This window comes from Desulfitobacterium sp. PCE1 (assembly GCF_000384015.1).
GTDB classification, from domain to species: Bacteria; Bacillota; Desulfitobacteriia; order Desulfitobacteriales; family Desulfitobacteriaceae; genus Desulfitobacterium; species Desulfitobacterium dehalogenans.
This window is the reverse complement of record NZ_KB913023.1, coordinates 2,920,588-2,937,531: the sequence shown is the minus strand read 5'-3', so window position 1 is coordinate 2,937,531 and position 16,944 is coordinate 2,920,588. Positions and strand designations below refer to the sequence as shown.

Below are 16,944 nucleotides of genomic sequence, written 5' to 3'. Positions count from 1 at the left end.
GGATAAACTCATGCTGATCGCTTTGGCATTCGTACATAATAAAAAAAGCCGCAGCCAGCTGGAAGTTTTATATAGAGATCATGCATCCGCTATGTATAAGGTAGCTTATCGAATCCTGAAGGATGAACATCTGGCCGAGGACGCTGTTCAGGAAGCCTTTATCAATATCGCCCGCAACCTTGATAAAACCATGGGCACCGAGTGTAACAAACCAAGAGCTTTATGCGTTATTATTGTTAGGAACTCCGCCATAAATATTTATCGGCGAAGAAAAAAACAATATAGCGTGGCTGCGGAAGAGATTGAAGAACATATCTCTGAGCCGGGCCCCAGTGTTGAGGACATCATCCTGGGCAATGAGGCTTTTACCAGAGTAACAGAACTTATCAAAGAATTACCGCCTGCTTATGCCGATATTCTTTCCCTTAAACTCTATTACCACTATAACGACGAGGAAATAGCCCGGGTGTTGAATATTACGCACGGAAGCGTCCGCACCCGGCTCCATCGGGCCCGCAAGAGTCTGCTCAAGTTATTATCCCAAGAACAGGAGGGAAGGCATCATGAGTGAACAAGAATCAGCAAAAATACTAGCCAAAGAAAAAATGCTGGAAGCCCTCCTGGAATATGCTGCGGCCTGTCATGTGGAAAATATAAACTCTGAGTATCCTCTAGAGGACGATTCCTCTTCCGAGGTCACACTTCCGCCTGATTTTGACCAGAAAATGCAGAAGCTGATTGCTAAGCATGACAGAAAGGAAACATTGACCAGGATAAAAGAACGAACCATCAGGTTCCTGCCTAAAGCAGCTGTTTTCTTGCTGGTTTTATTAGGAAGCTTTACAATCGTCGTGGCCAGTGTTCAAGCATTAAGAGTAAAGGCTTTAAATATCATTCTGGATATACAGAATCAATACACCAGTATTCAATCCACAGACAAACATAAAGGGCAAGCTAACCAGGGACATAAGCAAATTCCGCCGGATTGGCAGGGGTATGCTCCTAGCTATGTTCCTCAAGGATTTAATGTGGACAAAACAGAAAAGCGGGAGCATCTGGAAATCATTTACTACTCCAACGACCAGGGTCAAACCATCCGTTTCACCCGATATTTGAACAGCAATACCGATGTGAGAATAGATACGGAAGGCGCCGTGCTGCAAAATATTTTAATTCACGACAGAGATGCACTTTTAGCCGAAAAGCAGGGCTTGGTCAGCATTGTCTGGGAAGATGATTCATTGTTTTCCCTTATCGGAGAAGTAGACCGAGCAGAGTTGATTAAGATGGCCGAAAGTGTCAAAGAAAAATGGATGACAGAATAATCGAAAGGTTTACAAAAATACTTCACAAATTGCTTCCAAGGAGAGGGAATTCAAGTCGTAATGGAGAATAGTAAAGGGCGAACTTATATTTCATACATGAGAAAGAGAGGAGTGGGATTTCATTGGCTCAATTGTTAGACGGAAAAGAAATTTCTAAAGTCTTAAAAGAAGAGATCAAGGAAGAAGTGAAGAGGTGGAAGGAACAAGGGGTGAATCCTAAGCTGGCGGTGGTTCTCGTTGGGGACGACCCGGCCTCTGTGGTCTACGCGAAATCCAAGCAAAAAGTAAGTGACAGCTTAGGCATTGATTTTGAACTTTCCGTTTTGCCTGCCGACAGCTCAGAAGAATCCATCCTGGCCCTTATTGATTCCCTTAATGCCAATCCGGATGTTCATGGTATTATGATTGAGCTGCCCTTACCGAAGCATATCTCAAAAGAGCGTGTCATGGCAGCCGTGCGTCCTGATAAGGATGTGGACGGAGTTCATCCCATTAATCGTGGATATATCCTTAGCGGAGAAGAAGGCCTGTTCCCAGCGACTCCCGAAAGCTGTATTGAAATTATGCTCCGTTCAGGGGTTGAAATTGCCGGAAAGCATGTGGTCATCATCGGGCGGGGAGAGACGGTAGGAAAGCCTTTGGTCTTCCTAATCCTTAAACATAATGCTACTGTAACCATCTGCCATTCCCGTACTCCGGATCTGGGGGCCTTTACCCGCCAGGCAGATATCATCGTAGCAGCTGTAGGCAAAGCGAAACTCGTCAAGAAGGATATGGTAAAACCAGGTGCCATAGTCGTTGATGCCGGTATCAATGAGATCCCGGGCGGAATCTGTGGGGACGTCGATTTTGAGGAAGTTAAAGAAGTCGCCTCTCTCATTTCCCCAGTACCGGGTGGAGTAGGCTCATTAACGACTGCGTTAATCATGAAAAATGTTCTGAAGGGGATTACCTTGCAGCATAAGGAGGGTCAATAATGTCTGAGAACACAATCTGGCAATGGACAACCGCGGAATTTTTAGCACAGTCCGCCAGCGCTGCCCCCACTCCCGGTGGCGGAAGCGTGTCTGGATATGTAGGAGCTTTAGGCGCCTCCATGGTGTGCATGGTTGCAAATCTGACTGTAGGTAAAGAAAAATATAAGGATGTAGAGCCTCAAGTCCAGGTAATCTTGGAAAAAGGTGAGAAGCTGCTCCATGACCTTAAGAACGGCTTGACTCAGGATATTGAAGAATTCTCCAATTTTATGGCTGTATTGAAGCTGCCTAAGGATACGGAGGAACAAAAACAAGTGCGCTCGGCAAAAATGCAGGAAGTCTTGGTTTCAGCTACGGATACTCCCTTGGCAATTGCTCAAAACTGCTACGCAGTTTTGGAGTTGGCACAAGAACTGGCCCCCATCGGCAATAAAGGGGCCATTAGTGATGTGGGTGTGGCCGCCTATCTAGCCGAAAGCGCCCTCAAAGCAGCCATGTTCAGTGTGGATATTAATCTTCCCCAGGTCAAAGACAGCGACTATCAGGATAAGGTGAAGCTAGAGCGGGAACGCCTCTTTGCCCAAGCTGAAAGGCTTAAGAATGAGACCGTAGCTGTGGTGCAAAGCAGACTGTAGTTCTTGACGCCTAACCTTGAACTTTTGTGCGAAGTTTGGATTAAACAATGGAAGCTCTGTAATCCAGGGTTGTATATAAATGTTAGTGTTTGATTAAAAATGGGAGTGTCGTAAAACTACTTGCTTTAAGGTAGCCGACGGTGCTCCCATTTCATATCTTAACACTATCCTAAAAGAGACCAGAAAAGAGCAAAAAAGACCCGCAAGCGGCATGGCCAACTACCCTGAAAAATGACAGACGGTGATAGAAGTATGTTTATGTTTTTCTTTTGGCCATAATAGTAATATCTTTTAACCTATTTTTCCAGTGTTTTGGAGAGAAGCTTTTGCCTTTGAGAATAAAAAATATGTAACACTATGCATTTTTATAAGAGAGTAGCTTATTGACACATATTAGTTCAAGGAGTATAGTTCTAATGTAGCTTAGAATGATGGGATGTGATTAAACTGGACGCAGGAGGCCCTAGTCGAAGGAAATTGAATAGTTTATCCAAAAATAAGGGTGTGTCCGGTTTTGAAGCAAGGTTTGTGATTCAGCCGGCCACCTAAAGGGGGGGACCGGATGCTCAAAATTTGTAAAAATGATGCGGGCAATTATCAAGAATTATCTTTGAACGATCTGGTTAAAGGAGTCTGGATTCAACTTGTGAATCCGACCTCATGGGAACTCAATGCCGTAGCTGAGGCTACGGAAGTGCCCATGGATATTCTCAAAGCTGCCTTGGACGAAGAAGAACGATCACGTATTGAACTGGAAGACCATTGCATATTGGTAATTACTAATATTCCTTTGATGATTAACGAGACCAATTACGATACTCTGCCCCTGGGGATGATTGTGACAAAAGATCATATTATTACGGTCTGCTTGGAAGACAACCCAGTGTTTGCGGAGTTTAATGCCGATACTTGTCGGAGCTTTAATACGGCGAAGCGGACCCGCTTTTTATTCCAGCTCCTCTATAAATCTGCTTCCTATTATCTGAAGTACCTGCGCCAGATTAATAAGTACACGGATCAAATTGAGATGGACCTGCGCACTTCCATGAAAAATCAGGAGATTTTTCAATTGATGGATCTGCAAAAAGGATTGACCTATTTTACGGTCTCACTTCGCTCCAATGGAGTGGTCATGGACCGTTTGATGCGTTTACGTTCCAATAGTCAAAGCCAGCACTTGATTAAGATGTATGAAGAAGATGAGGATTTGCTGGAAGATGTCATCATTGAAAACAATCAGGCGATCCAAATGGTTGAGATGTACAGCCATATTATCGTTGGTTTCTCCGATGCTTTTGCTTCGATCATCTCCAACAATCAGAATATGGTCATCAAGCTTTTGACTTCTATAACCATTATTATGGCGGTACCGACCATGTTGGCCAGCTTTTGGGGAATGAATGTTCCCGTTCCTTTTGGGGATAACCCTTACGGTTTTGGCTTGGTTACCGTGATTGCGTTTAGTATTGCCGGTATCAGTGCCTTGGCCTTGTGGAAAAAGAAAATGTTCTGATAGGGAGGGAAACCTCCCTTTTTGCTTTTACTCTATCTTGAAAAGTCGCAGGCGTCTTTGTATTATGAGTAAGAGGTGAAAATTGTGCCCAAGATTTGGACAGTTGCTGAATTAACCCGAGAAATCGGTCAGACCCTCAATGACAACCCGGATTTTATAAATTGCTGGGTCAGCGGGGAAATTTCCAATTACAAAAACCACCGTCCCTCGGGACACTGGTATTTTACCTTAAAAGATGAACATTCCAGCATTAAAGGGGTCATGTTCCGAAGCCGTGCCGAACGGGTTCGCTTCACCCCTCAAGATGGAATGAAAATCCTGGTGCGGGGAAGTATTCGCATCTATGAGCGGGATGGCACGATTCAGCTTTATGCCGAGGAGATGCAGCCCAGCGGGGTAGGTGCCCTTTATTTAGCTTTCGAACAGCTAAAGGAGCGTTTAGCCCAAGAAGGTTTATTTGCTCCGGAACGCAAAAAGGCCATTCCCCGCTACCCCCGTCGCATAGGTATTGTTACCAGCCCCACGGGAGCTGCTATTAAAGATATACTGAAGGTCATGTTTCGCCGTAATCCGCAAATTTCCTGGATTCTGGCACCTGCCGCTGTTCAAGGAGAACTTGCTCCCAGGGAAGTAGCTCAGGCTATAGCCCGGCTGAATCGGCACTCTCAAGTGGATGTGATCATTGTCGGCCGCGGCGGAGGCTCCCTGGAAGAGCTTTGGGCTTTCAATACCGAAGAGGTAGCTCGTGCCATTGCCGCATCCGGGATACCGGTGATTTCTGCAGTAGGCCATGAGACCGATGTGACCATTGCGGATATGGTGGCAGATCTGCGAGCTCCCACTCCTTCGGCTGCCGCTGAACTGGCTGTTCCTGTGTGGCTGGAATTAAAAACCGATCTCGAGCAGTTGAAGTCTCGGCTACACAGCGCCATGAACTCGCAGCTTCAGCGCAAAAGGCAGCGGTTGGACAGCTTGAAAGGAATAGGGCCCCTTTCCAATCCTTTCTGGCGTATCGACCAAAATCGCCAACGCTTGGATTCCCTCAGTGAACGTATGGAGCAAGGGATGACTAGATTTGTTTCTGATAAAAATGGTATACTAAAACTATTGACTGCGAAGCTGGATCTACTAAGTCCTTTAGCGATTTTGGGGAGGGGTTACTCCCTCACTTATGGTCCGAAAGGGAATGTTCTGCGCAGGAGTGAAGATATCAATGTGGGTCAACAGGTGCAAGTACGGCTGCAAGAAGGTATACTGACTTGCGCCGTATTAGCTAAAAGTGTTGATTCCAATTAATAAGCAGATTCTTAAAGGGGAAATACGATGGAAACAGTGAATAAAGAACTATCCTTTGAAGAGGGGATCGAGCATTTAGAGCGTATTGTACGGGAGCTAGAGCAAAAAGAAGTACCCCTTGAGCAGGCTTTGAATCTCTTTCGCCAGGGAATAGAGCTTGTTCAGAATTGCAATAACCAGCTTGATTATGCTGAAAAGCAAATGCAAATTCTCTTGGAAAATCCCAATGGGGAATTAGAAGTACGTCCGGCAGATTTTCCTGTGGAAGGATGATTTAATGTTTCAGAAGGAATTAGATGATTATGCTCGATTAGTGGACTCCTATTTGGCACGACTTCCTTGGCAGGCCGGTACCCTTACTGAAAGCATGAAGTATTCCCTTTCTGCAGGGGGCAAACGCATTCGCCCTGTTCTGGCTCTTGCGGCGGCTCATGCTGTGGGGGGTGAAGGTGAAGATATCCTTCCGGCAGTCTGTGGTTTGGAGCTTATACATACCTATTCCTTAATCCATGATGATCTTCCCGCCATGGACGATGACGATTACCGGCGGGGGAGTTTATCCAATCATAAAGTTTTCGGGGAAGGACAGGCCATTCTTGCCGGTGATGCCCTTTTAACTTATGCCTTTGAACTTCTTGCTCAACCCATGGGCGGGGTAGAGCCCCAACGTCAGCTTCGGGCCATCAGGGAAGTTGCCCAGGCAGCAGGACCTGCGGGAATGGTAGGTGGACAGGTGCTGGATTTGGAAGCTGAAGAAAAGCAGCTGAACCTTTCCGAGCTGGAGCAAGTCCATCGTCTGAAAACCGGGGCGATGCTGGTAGTTTCCGCTCGTTTAGGAGCTATTCTTGCCGGAGGAACGGAAGAGAAGATCGACGCTTTGACCCGGTACGCCCAAGCCATCGGTCTCGCTTTCCAGATTAAGGACGATATCCTCGATCTTGAAAGTGATAGCGAAACCCTGGGTAAGCCCGTTCATAGCGATCTCCGACAGCATAAATCCACCTACCCCTCTTTAATGGGACTGGAAGGCGCTAAGCTGGAATTGAAGGTAAAGACCGATGAAGCTCATGCCGCCTTGGAGGTTTTAGGAGAGCGGGCCGGCTTTCTGCACGAATTTGCTGATTATATTGCTCAGCGGAAGCATTGAGGTGAAGCATGAGCGTAATATCAGGAATTCTCGATAATATCATACTTATCTCTGCTATTATGGCCTGGTTTATTGCCCAGACCTTGAAACTTATCATCAACTTTTCCATTCATAGAACCTTTGATGTGGGCTTCCTCTTCAGCTCAGGAGGATTTCCCAGTTCACACTCCGCTACAGTGAGTGCCCTGGCCATTGGGGTTGGGAAATACTATGGATGGAGTTCGCCGATTTTTGCTATTGCTGTGATTTTTGGCATGATTGTTATGTATGATGCGGCCGGGGTACGAAGGGCAGCCGGCAAACAAGCCGAAGTGATCAATCAATTGGTTGAGGAGCTTTATCAACAAATGTCCCATCTGTCCCAAGAACGCCTTAAGGAATTAATCGGTCATACCCCTTTTGAGGTTTTTGCCGGGGCGATTGTGGGTATTATTGTCGGGGCGTTGATGTAACGGATCGATTTGGAGGGTCACTATTGGGGTATAAACGCAAGAGTTGGAAGCATATCGCCTTTGTCTTCCTGCTTAGTTTTTCATTAGCGGTCATTGCCAGCTTGGGAACCGAAATTTTAATGCGAAAAACAAATATTTTTTTAGCCCTCGTTCTTTTGCTGGTCATTATTACTATCAATATTGGTTTTGATATAATTGGGATCGCTGCCACGGCTGCCACGGAGAAGCCTCATCATGCCAAAGCGGCAAACAAGGTTCCCGGTGCACGGCAAACCGTCTTTTTAGTCCGACATGCGGATACCGTTGCCAATTTTGCCAATGATATTGTCGGCGATGTGACAGGTGCCATAAGCGGAGGGATGTCCGCCTCCATTGTCTTAGAAATCATTAGGACCTACCCTACCCTGGAAGCCCATGAGATTTGGATCAGTACCTTGCTGATTGCTCTGGTGGCCTCCGTTACAGTGACGGGAAAGGCGGCGGGTAAGACCTTTGCTATTCAAAAAGCCGACGAGATTATAGGGCAGGTGGGAAGTCTCATGGCCCGAGTTGAAGATTTAACAGGTTGGACAGTTACAGATAAAAAACGGAAGGGGGGGAAGCGTAGTGGGGATTCTCGAAGAAATTGACCAGCCCCAGGATCTAAAAGGGCTGACTTATCCCGAACTAGAACAGCTTGCCCAGGAAATCCGCACAGAAATGATTGATGTGGTCTCCTCCAATGGAGGGCATTTGGCTCCCAATCTTGGAGTCGTAGAATTAACCCTTGCCTTGCATCGCGTTTTTGACAGCCCGAAGGATAAAATCATCTGGGATGTGGGCCATCAGAGCTATGTTCATAAATTAGTCACAGGTAGACAAAAGGAATTTAAAAGCTTACGACTTTATAAAGGCCTATCCGGTTTCCCCAAACGCTGTGAAAGCCCTCATGATTGCTTTGAAACAGGTCATTCCAGCACCTCCATTTCGGCAGCTGTCGGCTTTGCTAAAGCAAGAGATCTGCGCAAAGAGAAGAATCAAGTGGTTGCTGTCATCGGTGATGGAGCTATGACCGGGGGAATGGCTTTTGAAGCATTGAACCACGCTGGTCATACCAAAACCAATATGATTGTGGTCCTCAATGATAATGAAATGGCTATCGCCCAAAATGTAGGGGCTATGTCCTCTTATCTTAACCGGTTGCGTACAGACCCACGCTATGATCGCAGCAAAGATGAGATCGAAAATCTCCTCAAGAGGATTCCGGGAATTGGTTCCAAGGTGGCCAAAGCCGCGGAGAAAGCCAAAGACAGCTTGAAGTATCTGCTGGTGCCGGGACTATTATTTGAAGAAATGGGATTTACCTATCTTGGCCCTATTAACGGTCATGATCAAATTGCTTTGGAACAGGTTCTCGAACAAGCCAAAATGGTGAAGGAACCTGTACTTGTCCATGTTTTGACTCAAAAGGGAAAGGGCTATGAGCCTTCAGAAAAAAACCCCTCCCTCTTCCATGGGGTGGGACCTTTCAATAAGGTGACAGGGGAAGTAATCAAAAAGCCGGCCCCACCTACCTATACCGAAGTCTTTGGGAAGACCCTGTGCGAGATTGCTGAAACAGATCTGCGGATTGCAGCGATTACTGCGGCCATGCCTGGTGGCACAGGCCTTAATCTCTTCGCTCAAAAATTTCCCGACCGTTTCTTTGATGTCGGAATCGCGGAACAGCATGCGGTGACCTTTTCAGCGGCCTTGGCCTTTGGGGGGATGAAGCCCGTGGTGTCCATCTATTCTACCTTTTATCAACGTGCTTATGACCAGGTTCTCCATGATGTCTGCTTGCCCCATGCCAATGTGGTCATGGCTATTGATCGTGCCGGCGTGGTCGGGGATGATGGACCGACCCATCACGGAGTTTTTGATATTTCCTTTTTAAGGGTGATACCGAATTTGGTCTTTATGGCGCCGAAGGATGAGAATGAGCTGCGCCATATGCTTTACACTTCTTTGCAACTGGACGGACCTGTCGCTTTACGTTATCCCCGTTCTGTGGGTCAAGGGGTGGAATTGACTGAAGAGCTCAAGGAACTTCCCGTGGGTAAAGCCGAGGTCATTCAAGAAGGCAAGGATATTACCCTGATTGGGATTGGTCCTATGGTGTATACCTGCATGGCCGCGGCAGTGGAGCTCCGTCACCGCGGAGTGGAAGCAACCGTCATTAATCTGCGTTATATCAATCCTTTGGATCGAGAGACGATTCTTCGCTATGCCCGGATGACCAAGCGCCTCATTACAGTCGAGGACCATATGCTGGCAGGGGGCATGGGAAGCGCCATTATAGAAGTTCTGGCTGATGAGGGATTGGCCGATGTGGTCGTCGAACGTTTAGGTTATGACGATTATGTAGATCAAGGAGCCATTTCTTTGCTGCATCAAGGGTATGGTTTATCTGTTGTTGGTATACTAAAGGCAGCGGAGCGTTTAAAGGTTTTACAGCGGATTGAGGGTAGAAGCAGTGTCTAAAGGAAAAGAACGACTGGATAGTTTGCTGGTAAAAAAGGGTCTGTCCCCAAGCCGGGAAAAAGCCAAGGCCGCCGTCATGGCCGGGCTGGTCTTCAGCCAGGGACAGCGGCTGGATAAACCGGGCTTGGAACTGGCAGAGGATACTGTCCTGGAAGTCAGGGGAGACTTGATACCCTATGTTTCCCGGGGCGGCCTCAAGCTGGAGAAGGCTCTCAAAGTATTTCCCGCATCCTTTGCCGGAGCTGTTGTAGCTGATATTGGGGCCTCTACCGGAGGGTTTACGGATTGTGCTTTGCAAAACGGTGCTCAGCGGGTCTATGCCATCGATGTAGGCTATGGTCAGTTGGATTGGAAGCTGCGCACGGATTCTCGGGTTGTCTGTATGGAACGCGTCAATGCCCGCTATCTTAAGCGGGATTCCTTGCCGGAACAGGTGGATTTTGTGGTGTCTGATGTGGCCTTTATCTCCGTCACGAAAATATTTCCGGCCATGCTGGAGATACTCAAAGAGGATGGCCAAATTATTACTCTGATTAAACCACAGTTCGAGGCGGGACGGGAGCATATCGGGAAAAAGGGAGTTGTGAAGGATCCCCAGGTTCACCAAGGGGTCTTAGTCCATGTTCTTGAAGAGGCGGAGAAAAATGGACTTAAGGTTAAAGGCTTGGATTTTTCCCCTATCCGAGGCCCAGAGGGAAATATCGAATATTTGGCTTGGTTAAACCGTGAACAGGATCATAGTTTGCCTTGGCGGGAACTGATTCCTGAGATTGTACAAGATGCTCAACTAGGAAGGTAGTGAAAAGCTGTGGATCGAGTCGGCTTATGGATTAATCGCAGTAAACCTGAAGCCATAACCTTAGCCGAGCAGATCACCCATTGGTTTGAAGAACGTGGGTGGGATGTTTATACCGATTGGGAAAAGATCACTGCTCAGGGTGTGAGTTTTCTCATCTCCTTAGGAGGAGACGGGACATTGCTCGAAGCTTCCCGGGAGGCTGCTCCTTATGCTATTCCCGTCCTAGGTGTCAATCTTGGCCGCCTGGGTTTTCTTTGTGAAATTGAACGAAATGAGATCTTTGATGCTTTAGACAAGGTCATTGATCATGAGTATAACATCCAAGAACGTCTTATGCTCACAGCAACAGTAAATGATTCAGACCAGGCTTTCTGTGTGTTAAATGATGTGGTCTTTTTAAGAGATCCTTCTTCAGCCATGGTTACCCTGCAGGCTAACCTAACGGGAGAACCCTCTGTAAGCTACCCGGCCGACGGCTTGATTGTATCCACGCCCACAGGCTCTACTGCCTATGCCCTATCCGCAGGGGGCCCCATCATGAGCCCTAACGTAGAGGCCATATTGCTGATTCCACTGGCAGCTCATTCCTTATCAGCCCGTCCCATGGTCATTTCGGCTAAGGAGAACATTGAAATTATCTTAGCCCGTGGGGAAGAGTGTATCGTCAGTTTTGACGGCTATCATCGTACGGTTGTCAAATATGGCGAAAAGGTAGTTATTAAGCGGGCTTCCATTAACGCTTTATTGATTCGCCTGGGGAAAAGGAGCTTTCCCCATGTGGTGCGGGAAAAGTTAAAGGATCGTTGGCATGAATAACCGACTTCAAGATATACAAGGATTTCTGAGGACTATTCTTAGGGCAAGTATACAACCAGGAGATATTGTCTTGGATCTCACAGCCGGCCGGGGACGGGATACTCTGTTTCTTGCCCAGCAGGTGGGAGGGTCAGGAAGGGTTTATGCCTTTGATGTTCAGGAGGTTGCCCTTCAGCAAACCAAAATACTTCTCGAGGAACATCAAGTTGAAGATCGTGTTTGTCTGTATCATTGGGATCATGGGCGGTTACTGGAAAAGGTTCAATGCCCCGTCCAAGCAGCTATGTTTAATTTGGGATACCTGCCAGGGCATAGTCAGGAGATTACCACCCAAGCCGCCTCAACCCTTGCGGCCCTGGAGGCTGTACTCCAATTGCTTCGCCAAGGCGGTGTCATCGCGCTTACGGTGTATCGCGGTCATCCCGGTGGGGTGGAAGAAGCGGCTGCAGTGGAGGAGTTCTTAAGCTGTTTACCTCGACGAAAGTACAGTGTTTTGCGGGGAGAGTATATCAATCAAGCTCTTAATGCGCCGTACTGGATTTTGGTTCAGAAGAATAAGGGGGATACTGAATGAAGACCCGTCGCCAGATGAAAATCCAAGAAATTATTAATAATCAAGTGATTCATACCCAGGAGGAGCTTGCAGAGTTATTAAGGAAGGAAGGCTTTGATGTAACCCAGGCTACCGTATCCCGTGACATCAAAGAAATGGGATTAATCAAAGTACCTACCTCAGAAGATGATTACCGGTATGCTGTTCCGGGTACGACTCAGCCTCTCAGCACACCGGATCGGTTAAAACGACGGATGAGAGAAACTGTAGTTACAATTAATGACAGCGAGAATTTAGTGGTCCTGCGGACCATTCCCGGAAATGCGCAGGCCCTTGCCAGCCTGATCGATCACAGCAATTGGGAAGAAGTGATCGGAACGGTGGCAGGGGATGATACCATTCTCTTAGTGGTAAAGCCTGCCGATGCGGTCCCCATCGTCCGGGGACGTATCGCTCAGTTCATGGAATAGGGTCATTAGCCAAAGGGGAGATGGATGGACATGTTAACAGAAATCCATGTGGAGAATTTCGCCTTGATGGAAGCGGTGCAATTATCCTTTTCCAGGGGATTGACTATTTTTTCGGGAGAAACGGGTACGGGTAAATCCATGCTTATTGATGCTCTTGGGGTATTGCTTGGGGGTAGAGCCAGCACGGATTTTATTCGCCATGGTATGGAAAAAGCTTTGGTGGAGGGAATTTTTGAAGAATGTCCCCCGGAGGTTATTGAAGGTCTGGAAGAAGCCGGTTATCTTCTTGAAGACGGCCAACTTATCCTTTCCCGTGAAATTAATCGCAGTGGCAGAAATATCTGTCGTGTTCAAGGAAGAACAGTCCCCTTAACCCTCTATCGAACCTTAGTCCAGGGTTTGGTGGATATCCACGGTCAAATGGAACACCAATCCCTGTTTAACCCGGACAGTCATCGCGGGTTACTGGATGCTTTCGGAGGAGAGAAGCAGCTGGTGCTCCTTAACCAGGTAAATCAAGCGGCCAGAGCTTATCGCACTCTTCTCCAAAGAGAGCAGCAACTTCTGCGCAGCGAAGCGGACAGAGAGCGTCGTGAAGATATTTTGCGCTATCAAATCGATGAGATCACCTTGGTCGATCCTCAACCGGATGAAGAGGACTCATTATTACAGGAAAAGAAGCGTTTGGTCAATTCGGAAAAGATCATGGGAAATATTACGGAAGTGTATGCCCTTTTATATGAGGGCAATGGGCAATCCTCCGCTTTTGATCAAATCGGACGGATAAGGAAAGCATTGCAGGAAATCCTCCGGTATGATGAGGACTGCAGCACTATGCTTGAGCCTATCGAGTCCATTTATTACATGATTGAAGATTTGGCCTCTCAAGTCATGTCTTACCGGGAAGGCTTTGACTTTGATCCTGGTCGCTTAGACCAAATCGAGGAACGCTTAATCCAATTGCAGCGTTTGCGAAAATACGGACACACGGTGCAGGAGGTTCTCCAAACCAAAGAAGAGATGTTGAAAGAGCTTCATACCATAACCCATCTCCAGGGTGAGCTTGAGGCTTTGGTCCGGGATAAGGAAAAAAGCCTCAAGGGCTATGAACAAAAAGCCAAGGTGTTATCCCAGCTCCGGGGATTTCAAGCTCAACGGTTAGCAGAAGGTTTGAAAGAAGAATGTGCTGATTTGGGGTTGGAGAAAAGCAGTTTCGAGGTTCATTTCACAGCCTTGAGTGAGCCTCAAGTCGGTGGATCCGAACAGGCTGAATTTTATTTTAGTGCCAATGTGGGGGAACCCCTTAAGCCTCTGGCCAAGGTAGCCTCGGGTGGAGAGATGTCCCGCTTAATGTTGGCCATGAAAAGCTTACTCTCGAAAATTGAAAGTGTGGGAACCTTTGTCTTTGATGAAGTGGACAGCGGTGTCGGTGGGCGTACCATTCAGAAGGTAGGAGAAAAGTTAGCCAAGATAGCCGAGGGAAAACAGGTTTTTTGTATAACCCATGCTGCTCAAGTGGCCGCTTTTGGGGATCATCATTTTGGCATTCAAAAAGAAATTATCAATGAAAGAACGCGAACCCGCATTCAACAGTTAACGGAAGAAGAGAGGATTCATGAATTGGCCCGTATGCTGGGCGGAGATGAAGAAACGATTGCTCTGGAGCATGCACGCAACCTTAGGAAAAAAATTTAATAATCTCTTATAGAAATGAACTATTATGGAGATTTTATAGAATAGAAGGTGAATTTGGCCTTCTATTTTTTTATTTGGTAATTCAGAACGGAATTGACAGGATGAAAAGAAATCGCAATGGTTAATTTATTATTAGATTCCGAAAAAAATAATTGCATAGGGAGAAAGGAAGAACATGGGGAGACAAAAAGACGGAGGGTGATAAGAGAGTGAAAACGAAGAGAGCCATGGTCTTCGCCAGTGTTCTTCTCTGTACCTTTCTCAGTCTTAATCCAACACTCCATCAGGTAGCCAGGCTTCCGGTGCTCCAAGAATCCAGTCAGAGCAATCTTCCACAACTGACGGGAGTTTTGTCCAACCTGATCGTTACAGAAGAAGTAAAAGCTGCCGAAACGGACGCGATCATGGCTGCGAATACGGGAAAGTCTGAAGTTGTTCAGGTCACTTACAAACTGTTTGGACTGATTCCCTTTAAATCCAGTGCCATTCAAGTCATGCCCCAGCTGATGCTTTTACCAGGTGGACAATCCATTGGAGTAAGCTTACAGGCTAAAGGTGTCATGGTGGTCGGTCAAGCAGCAGTACAGAACCAAGAGGGGAAATTAGTGTATCCGGCCAAAGATGCAGGAATCGAAGTGGGAGATATCATACTAAAAATTGATGGCCGCGAAATGAACAGTGATCAGGATGTAGCCAATGCCATCAATCGTGCCGGTGAAAAGCAAGGATTCTCAGAAATTCTTTTAAATCACAATGGTCAAACCACTCAAAAGCGGGTGTCAACAGTCTATTGCCCTGAAACCAATCGTCATCGGGTAGGTCTTTATGTAAGAAATGAAGCGGCGGGTGTAGGAACTTTAACCTTCTACGATCCTACAAGTCACAAATACGGAGCCTTAGGTCATGTCATCAATGATGTGGATACCAATCAAAGAATTGAGATCCTCAACGGCAATGTGGTAGCTTCCACAATCTATGCCATTGAGAAAGGGAAACGAGGACATCCCGGAGAAAAAATTGGCTCATTCGTTAACCAATCAAAATTCTCAGGCAATATCGAGAAGAACACTGTCTCTGGAATTTTTGGTTCTTTAAAAGGAGAAGTCAATAATCCCTACTTCAAAGAACCTGTTCCCGTAGGCTGGGAATCTGAGATTAAAGAAGGGCCGGCAAAAATTTACACTGTATTAGAAGGAGAACGAATTGAAGAGTATGATGTACAGATAGAGCGGATTATGAACAATCGTATGGATAGCAAAAATATGGTTATTAAAGTAACCGACCCGGAGCTTATCGAGAAGACGGGCGGGATTATTCAGGGCATGTCAGGAAGTCCTATCGTTCAAGATGGCAAAATCATTGGAGCGGTCACTCATGTTTTTGTCAATGATGCTTCCCGTGGATATGGTGTTTTCATTCAAAATATGCTTAAGGATGCCGAAATAATTGATAAAAAAGAAGTAGCATAATTAAATCTAAATCACCTTCCTTGCTTCCATTGAGATGTGTTCTCAATGGAAGTATTTCTATTTGGAGAGATTTATTAGATTTATTAGATTTATTAGATTTATTGTCGAATAATAAAACATTTGACTGAATGTTAGAAAAATTTGGGAAGTAGTCTTGAATAGTTCATTTCAAATGGTATACTGTAATAAGTTGCTTAATTTTTTCACAAAAAGTAGAAAATTAAGAACTAATTAAGCTAGGATTGTAAATTTATCTGTGTATAGCAGGAAATAAATGTACAATTGTCGAAAGACTAACCATGTTTTCGTGCAAGGGGGAGCCGTTTTTTATGCAAAAGCCCATCAGAGTTTTATTAGCCGATGATAATCGGGAGTTTGTAGAGGTTTTAAAGGAGTATATTATACGTCAACAGGATATGCAGCTGGTAGGAATTGCCTACCATGGTAATGAAGCATTGGACCTAATCTACCGTGAACAACCCGATCTGGTGGTCTTGGACATAATCATGCCCCACCTGGATGGTCTGGGAGTTTTAGAAAAACTTCAAGGAGACATTAAGAAACCCCGCGTGGTTATACTTACAGCTTTTGGCCAAGAAAGTATGACCCAAAGAGCTGTTCAACTGGGTGCGGATTATTTTATTCTAAAGCCTTTTGACTTAGAGATACTGGGCAAAAGAATCCGCCAACTCCAAGGCGTCATTCCTTTGGCCAAATATAACAATAATGAGAACTCTGGAAACGGTGCGGCTCCGGTACCTCCTATTGCTTCGGCCTCCCCTTCAGCCGTTGGTACGAATCCACGCAATCTTGAAGTGGAAGTGACCCGTATGATCCATCAGATGGGTGTACCTGCTCATGTCAAGGGCTATCAATACTTAAGAGATGCTATCGTCTGTGTGGTTCAGGATGTATCTCTCCTGGGAGCTGTGACAAAAGAGCTTTATCCAATGATTGCTGAAAAATACAATACCACTCCCAGCCGGGTGGAACGAGCTATCCGCCATGCAATTGAGCTGGCTTGGGACCGTGGCAATATCGAATTTATGAATCGCTTTTTCGGTTATACTATCAATGTGGACCGGGGTAAACCCACCAATTCCGAATTCATCGCGATGGTGGCGGATAAATTAAGAATGGCGAAAATGCTGTAAAAAAACCACCCTTTTCAATCAATAGTCCCTATTGATTGAAAAGGGTTTTTTTATGGTTAAAATAGTATGAAGTAAAAAGTTTACAACTTATATCAGGCATTTGATTGATAGTTTTAGTAAAATAGAATGGGAGTGAGGCAA

General features: G+C 46.1%; 18 protein-coding genes. All 18 read left to right on the top strand.

The window, feature by feature from the left end; genetic code table 11:
- Nucleotides 1-10: 10 nt before the first annotated feature.
- The 18 genes from DESPCE1_RS0114635 to spo0A all read left to right on the top strand — a co-directional run bounded on the left by DESPCE1_RS0114635 (nt 11) and on the right by spo0A (nt 16,803).
- A complete protein-coding gene (locus DESPCE1_RS0114635) occupies nt 11-571 on the top strand; it encodes an RNA polymerase sigma factor (RefSeq protein ID WP_014794712.1) in 561 nt (186 codons plus the stop codon).
- On the top strand, nt 564-1,325 hold the full coding sequence (locus DESPCE1_RS0114630; protein ID WP_014794711.1) for a DUF4367 domain-containing protein: 762 nt from the start codon (nt 564-566) through the stop codon (nt 1,323-1,325). The genes DESPCE1_RS0114635 and DESPCE1_RS0114630 overlap by 8 nt, the downstream gene beginning before the upstream one ends.
- A gap of 122 nt (nt 1,326-1,447) precedes the next feature.
- Complete coding sequence (locus DESPCE1_RS0114625) at nt 1,448-2,302, top strand: bifunctional 5,10-methylenetetrahydrofolate dehydrogenase/5,10-methenyltetrahydrofolate cyclohydrolase (RefSeq protein ID WP_014794710.1); 855 nt, start codon at nt 1,448-1,450, stop codon at nt 2,300-2,302.
- The gene (locus DESPCE1_RS0114620) at nt 2,302-2,937 is read left to right on the top strand and encodes a cyclodeaminase/cyclohydrolase family protein (RefSeq protein WP_014794709.1); all 636 of its coding nucleotides are present in this window, start codon (nt 2,302-2,304) and stop codon (nt 2,935-2,937) included. Before DESPCE1_RS0114625 ends, DESPCE1_RS0114620 begins: the two co-directional genes overlap by 1 nt.
- A 562-nt stretch (nt 2,938-3,499) precedes the next feature.
- Nucleotides 3,500-4,450 (top strand): magnesium transporter CorA family protein, encoded by a 951-nt coding sequence (locus DESPCE1_RS0114615; RefSeq protein WP_014794708.1) that lies wholly within the window; start codon nt 3,500-3,502, stop codon nt 4,448-4,450.
- Between the two features lie 84 nt (nt 4,451-4,534).
- Nucleotides 4,535-5,746, top strand: coding sequence for an exodeoxyribonuclease VII large subunit (gene xseA, locus DESPCE1_RS0114610; RefSeq protein ID WP_014794707.1), 1,212 nt, complete (start codon nt 4,535-4,537; stop codon nt 5,744-5,746).
- A gap of 27 nt (nt 5,747-5,773) precedes the next feature.
- Entirely contained in the window at nt 5,774-6,019 is a 246-nt protein-coding gene (gene xseB / locus DESPCE1_RS0114605; RefSeq protein WP_014794706.1) for an exodeoxyribonuclease VII small subunit, read from the top strand.
- A gap of 4 nt (nt 6,020-6,023) precedes the next feature.
- Entirely contained in the window at nt 6,024-6,893 is an 870-nt protein-coding gene (locus DESPCE1_RS0114600; RefSeq protein WP_014794705.1) for a polyprenyl synthetase family protein, read from the top strand.
- A gap of 8 nt (nt 6,894-6,901) precedes the next feature.
- Nucleotides 6,902-7,345 (top strand): divergent PAP2 family protein, encoded by a 444-nt coding sequence (locus DESPCE1_RS0114595; RefSeq protein WP_014794704.1) that lies wholly within the window; start codon nt 6,902-6,904, stop codon nt 7,343-7,345.
- Between the two features lie 23 nt (nt 7,346-7,368).
- On the top strand, nt 7,369-7,974 hold the full coding sequence (locus DESPCE1_RS0114590; RefSeq protein WP_014794703.1) for a hypothetical protein: 606 nt from the start codon (nt 7,369-7,371) through the stop codon (nt 7,972-7,974).
- Nucleotides 7,952-9,847, top strand: a complete 1,896-nt coding sequence (dxs, locus tag DESPCE1_RS0114585) for a 1-deoxy-D-xylulose-5-phosphate synthase (protein WP_014794702.1) — start codon at nt 7,952-7,954, stop codon at nt 9,845-9,847. Before DESPCE1_RS0114590 ends, dxs begins: the two co-directional genes overlap by 23 nt.
- Complete coding sequence (locus DESPCE1_RS0114580; RefSeq protein ID WP_014794701.1) at nt 9,840-10,646, top strand: TlyA family RNA methyltransferase; 807 nt, start codon at nt 9,840-9,842, stop codon at nt 10,644-10,646. Before dxs ends, DESPCE1_RS0114580 begins: the two co-directional genes overlap by 8 nt.
- Nucleotides 10,647-10,655: 9 nt before the next feature.
- Complete coding sequence (locus DESPCE1_RS0114575) at nt 10,656-11,462, top strand: NAD(+)/NADH kinase (protein WP_014794700.1); 807 nt, start codon at nt 10,656-10,658, stop codon at nt 11,460-11,462.
- Nucleotides 11,455-12,036 carry a class I SAM-dependent methyltransferase gene (locus DESPCE1_RS0114570; RefSeq protein ID WP_014794699.1) on the top strand — a complete coding sequence of 194 codons (582 nt, stop codon included), beginning with the start codon at nt 11,455-11,457 and terminating at the stop codon, nt 12,034-12,036. Before DESPCE1_RS0114575 ends, DESPCE1_RS0114570 begins: the two co-directional genes overlap by 8 nt.
- A complete protein-coding gene (gene argR / locus DESPCE1_RS0114565; protein ID WP_014794698.1) occupies nt 12,033-12,485 on the top strand; it encodes an arginine repressor in 453 nt (150 codons plus the stop codon). The genes DESPCE1_RS0114570 and argR overlap by 4 nt, the downstream gene beginning before the upstream one ends.
- A 30-nt stretch (nt 12,486-12,515) precedes the next feature.
- A complete protein-coding gene (recN, locus tag DESPCE1_RS0114560; RefSeq protein ID WP_014794697.1) occupies nt 12,516-14,180 on the top strand; it encodes a DNA repair protein RecN in 1,665 nt (554 codons plus the stop codon).
- 209 nt (nt 14,181-14,389) lie between these two features.
- Nucleotides 14,390-15,649 (top strand): SpoIVB peptidase, encoded by a 1,260-nt coding sequence (gene spoIVB, locus DESPCE1_RS0114555; protein WP_014794696.1) that lies wholly within the window; start codon nt 14,390-14,392, stop codon nt 15,647-15,649.
- A 329-nt stretch (nt 15,650-15,978) separates the two neighbouring features.
- Nucleotides 15,979-16,803: a sporulation transcription factor Spo0A gene (gene spo0A / locus DESPCE1_RS0114550; protein WP_014794695.1), complete on the top strand. Its 825-nt coding sequence runs from the start codon at nt 15,979-15,981 to the stop codon at nt 16,801-16,803.
- The last annotated feature ends 141 nt before the right edge of the window (nt 16,804-16,944 follow it).

Excerpts from the sequence above, each read along its gene's own strand:
- DESPCE1_RS0114635 (WP_014794712.1), top strand. The coding sequence starts at position 11 with ATGCTGATCGCTTTGGCATTCGTACATAATAAAAAAAGCCGCAGCCAG.
- DESPCE1_RS0114630 (WP_014794711.1), top strand. The coding sequence starts at position 564 with ATGAGTGAACAAGAATCAGCAAAAATACTAGCCAAAGAAAAAATGCTG.
- DESPCE1_RS0114620 (WP_014794709.1), top strand. The coding sequence starts at position 2,302 with ATGTCTGAGAACACAATCTGGCAATGGACAACCGCGGAATTTTTAGCA.
- DESPCE1_RS0114615 (WP_014794708.1), top strand. The coding sequence starts at position 3,500 with ATGCTCAAAATTTGTAAAAATGATGCGGGCAATTATCAAGAATTATCT.
- xseB (WP_014794706.1), top strand. The coding sequence starts at position 5,774 with ATGGAAACAGTGAATAAAGAACTATCCTTTGAAGAGGGGATCGAGCAT.
- DESPCE1_RS0114600 (WP_014794705.1), top strand. The coding sequence starts at position 6,024 with ATGTTTCAGAAGGAATTAGATGATTATGCTCGATTAGTGGACTCCTAT.
- DESPCE1_RS0114595 (WP_014794704.1), top strand. The coding sequence starts at position 6,902 with ATGAGCGTAATATCAGGAATTCTCGATAATATCATACTTATCTCTGCT.
- DESPCE1_RS0114570 (WP_014794699.1), top strand. The coding sequence starts at position 11,455 with ATGAATAACCGACTTCAAGATATACAAGGATTTCTGAGGACTATTCTT.
- argR (WP_014794698.1), top strand. The coding sequence starts at position 12,033 with ATGAAGACCCGTCGCCAGATGAAAATCCAAGAAATTATTAATAATCAA.
- recN (WP_014794697.1), top strand. The coding sequence starts at position 12,516 with ATGTTAACAGAAATCCATGTGGAGAATTTCGCCTTGATGGAAGCGGTG.
- spo0A (WP_014794695.1), top strand. The coding sequence starts at position 15,979 with ATGCAAAAGCCCATCAGAGTTTTATTAGCCGATGATAATCGGGAGTTT.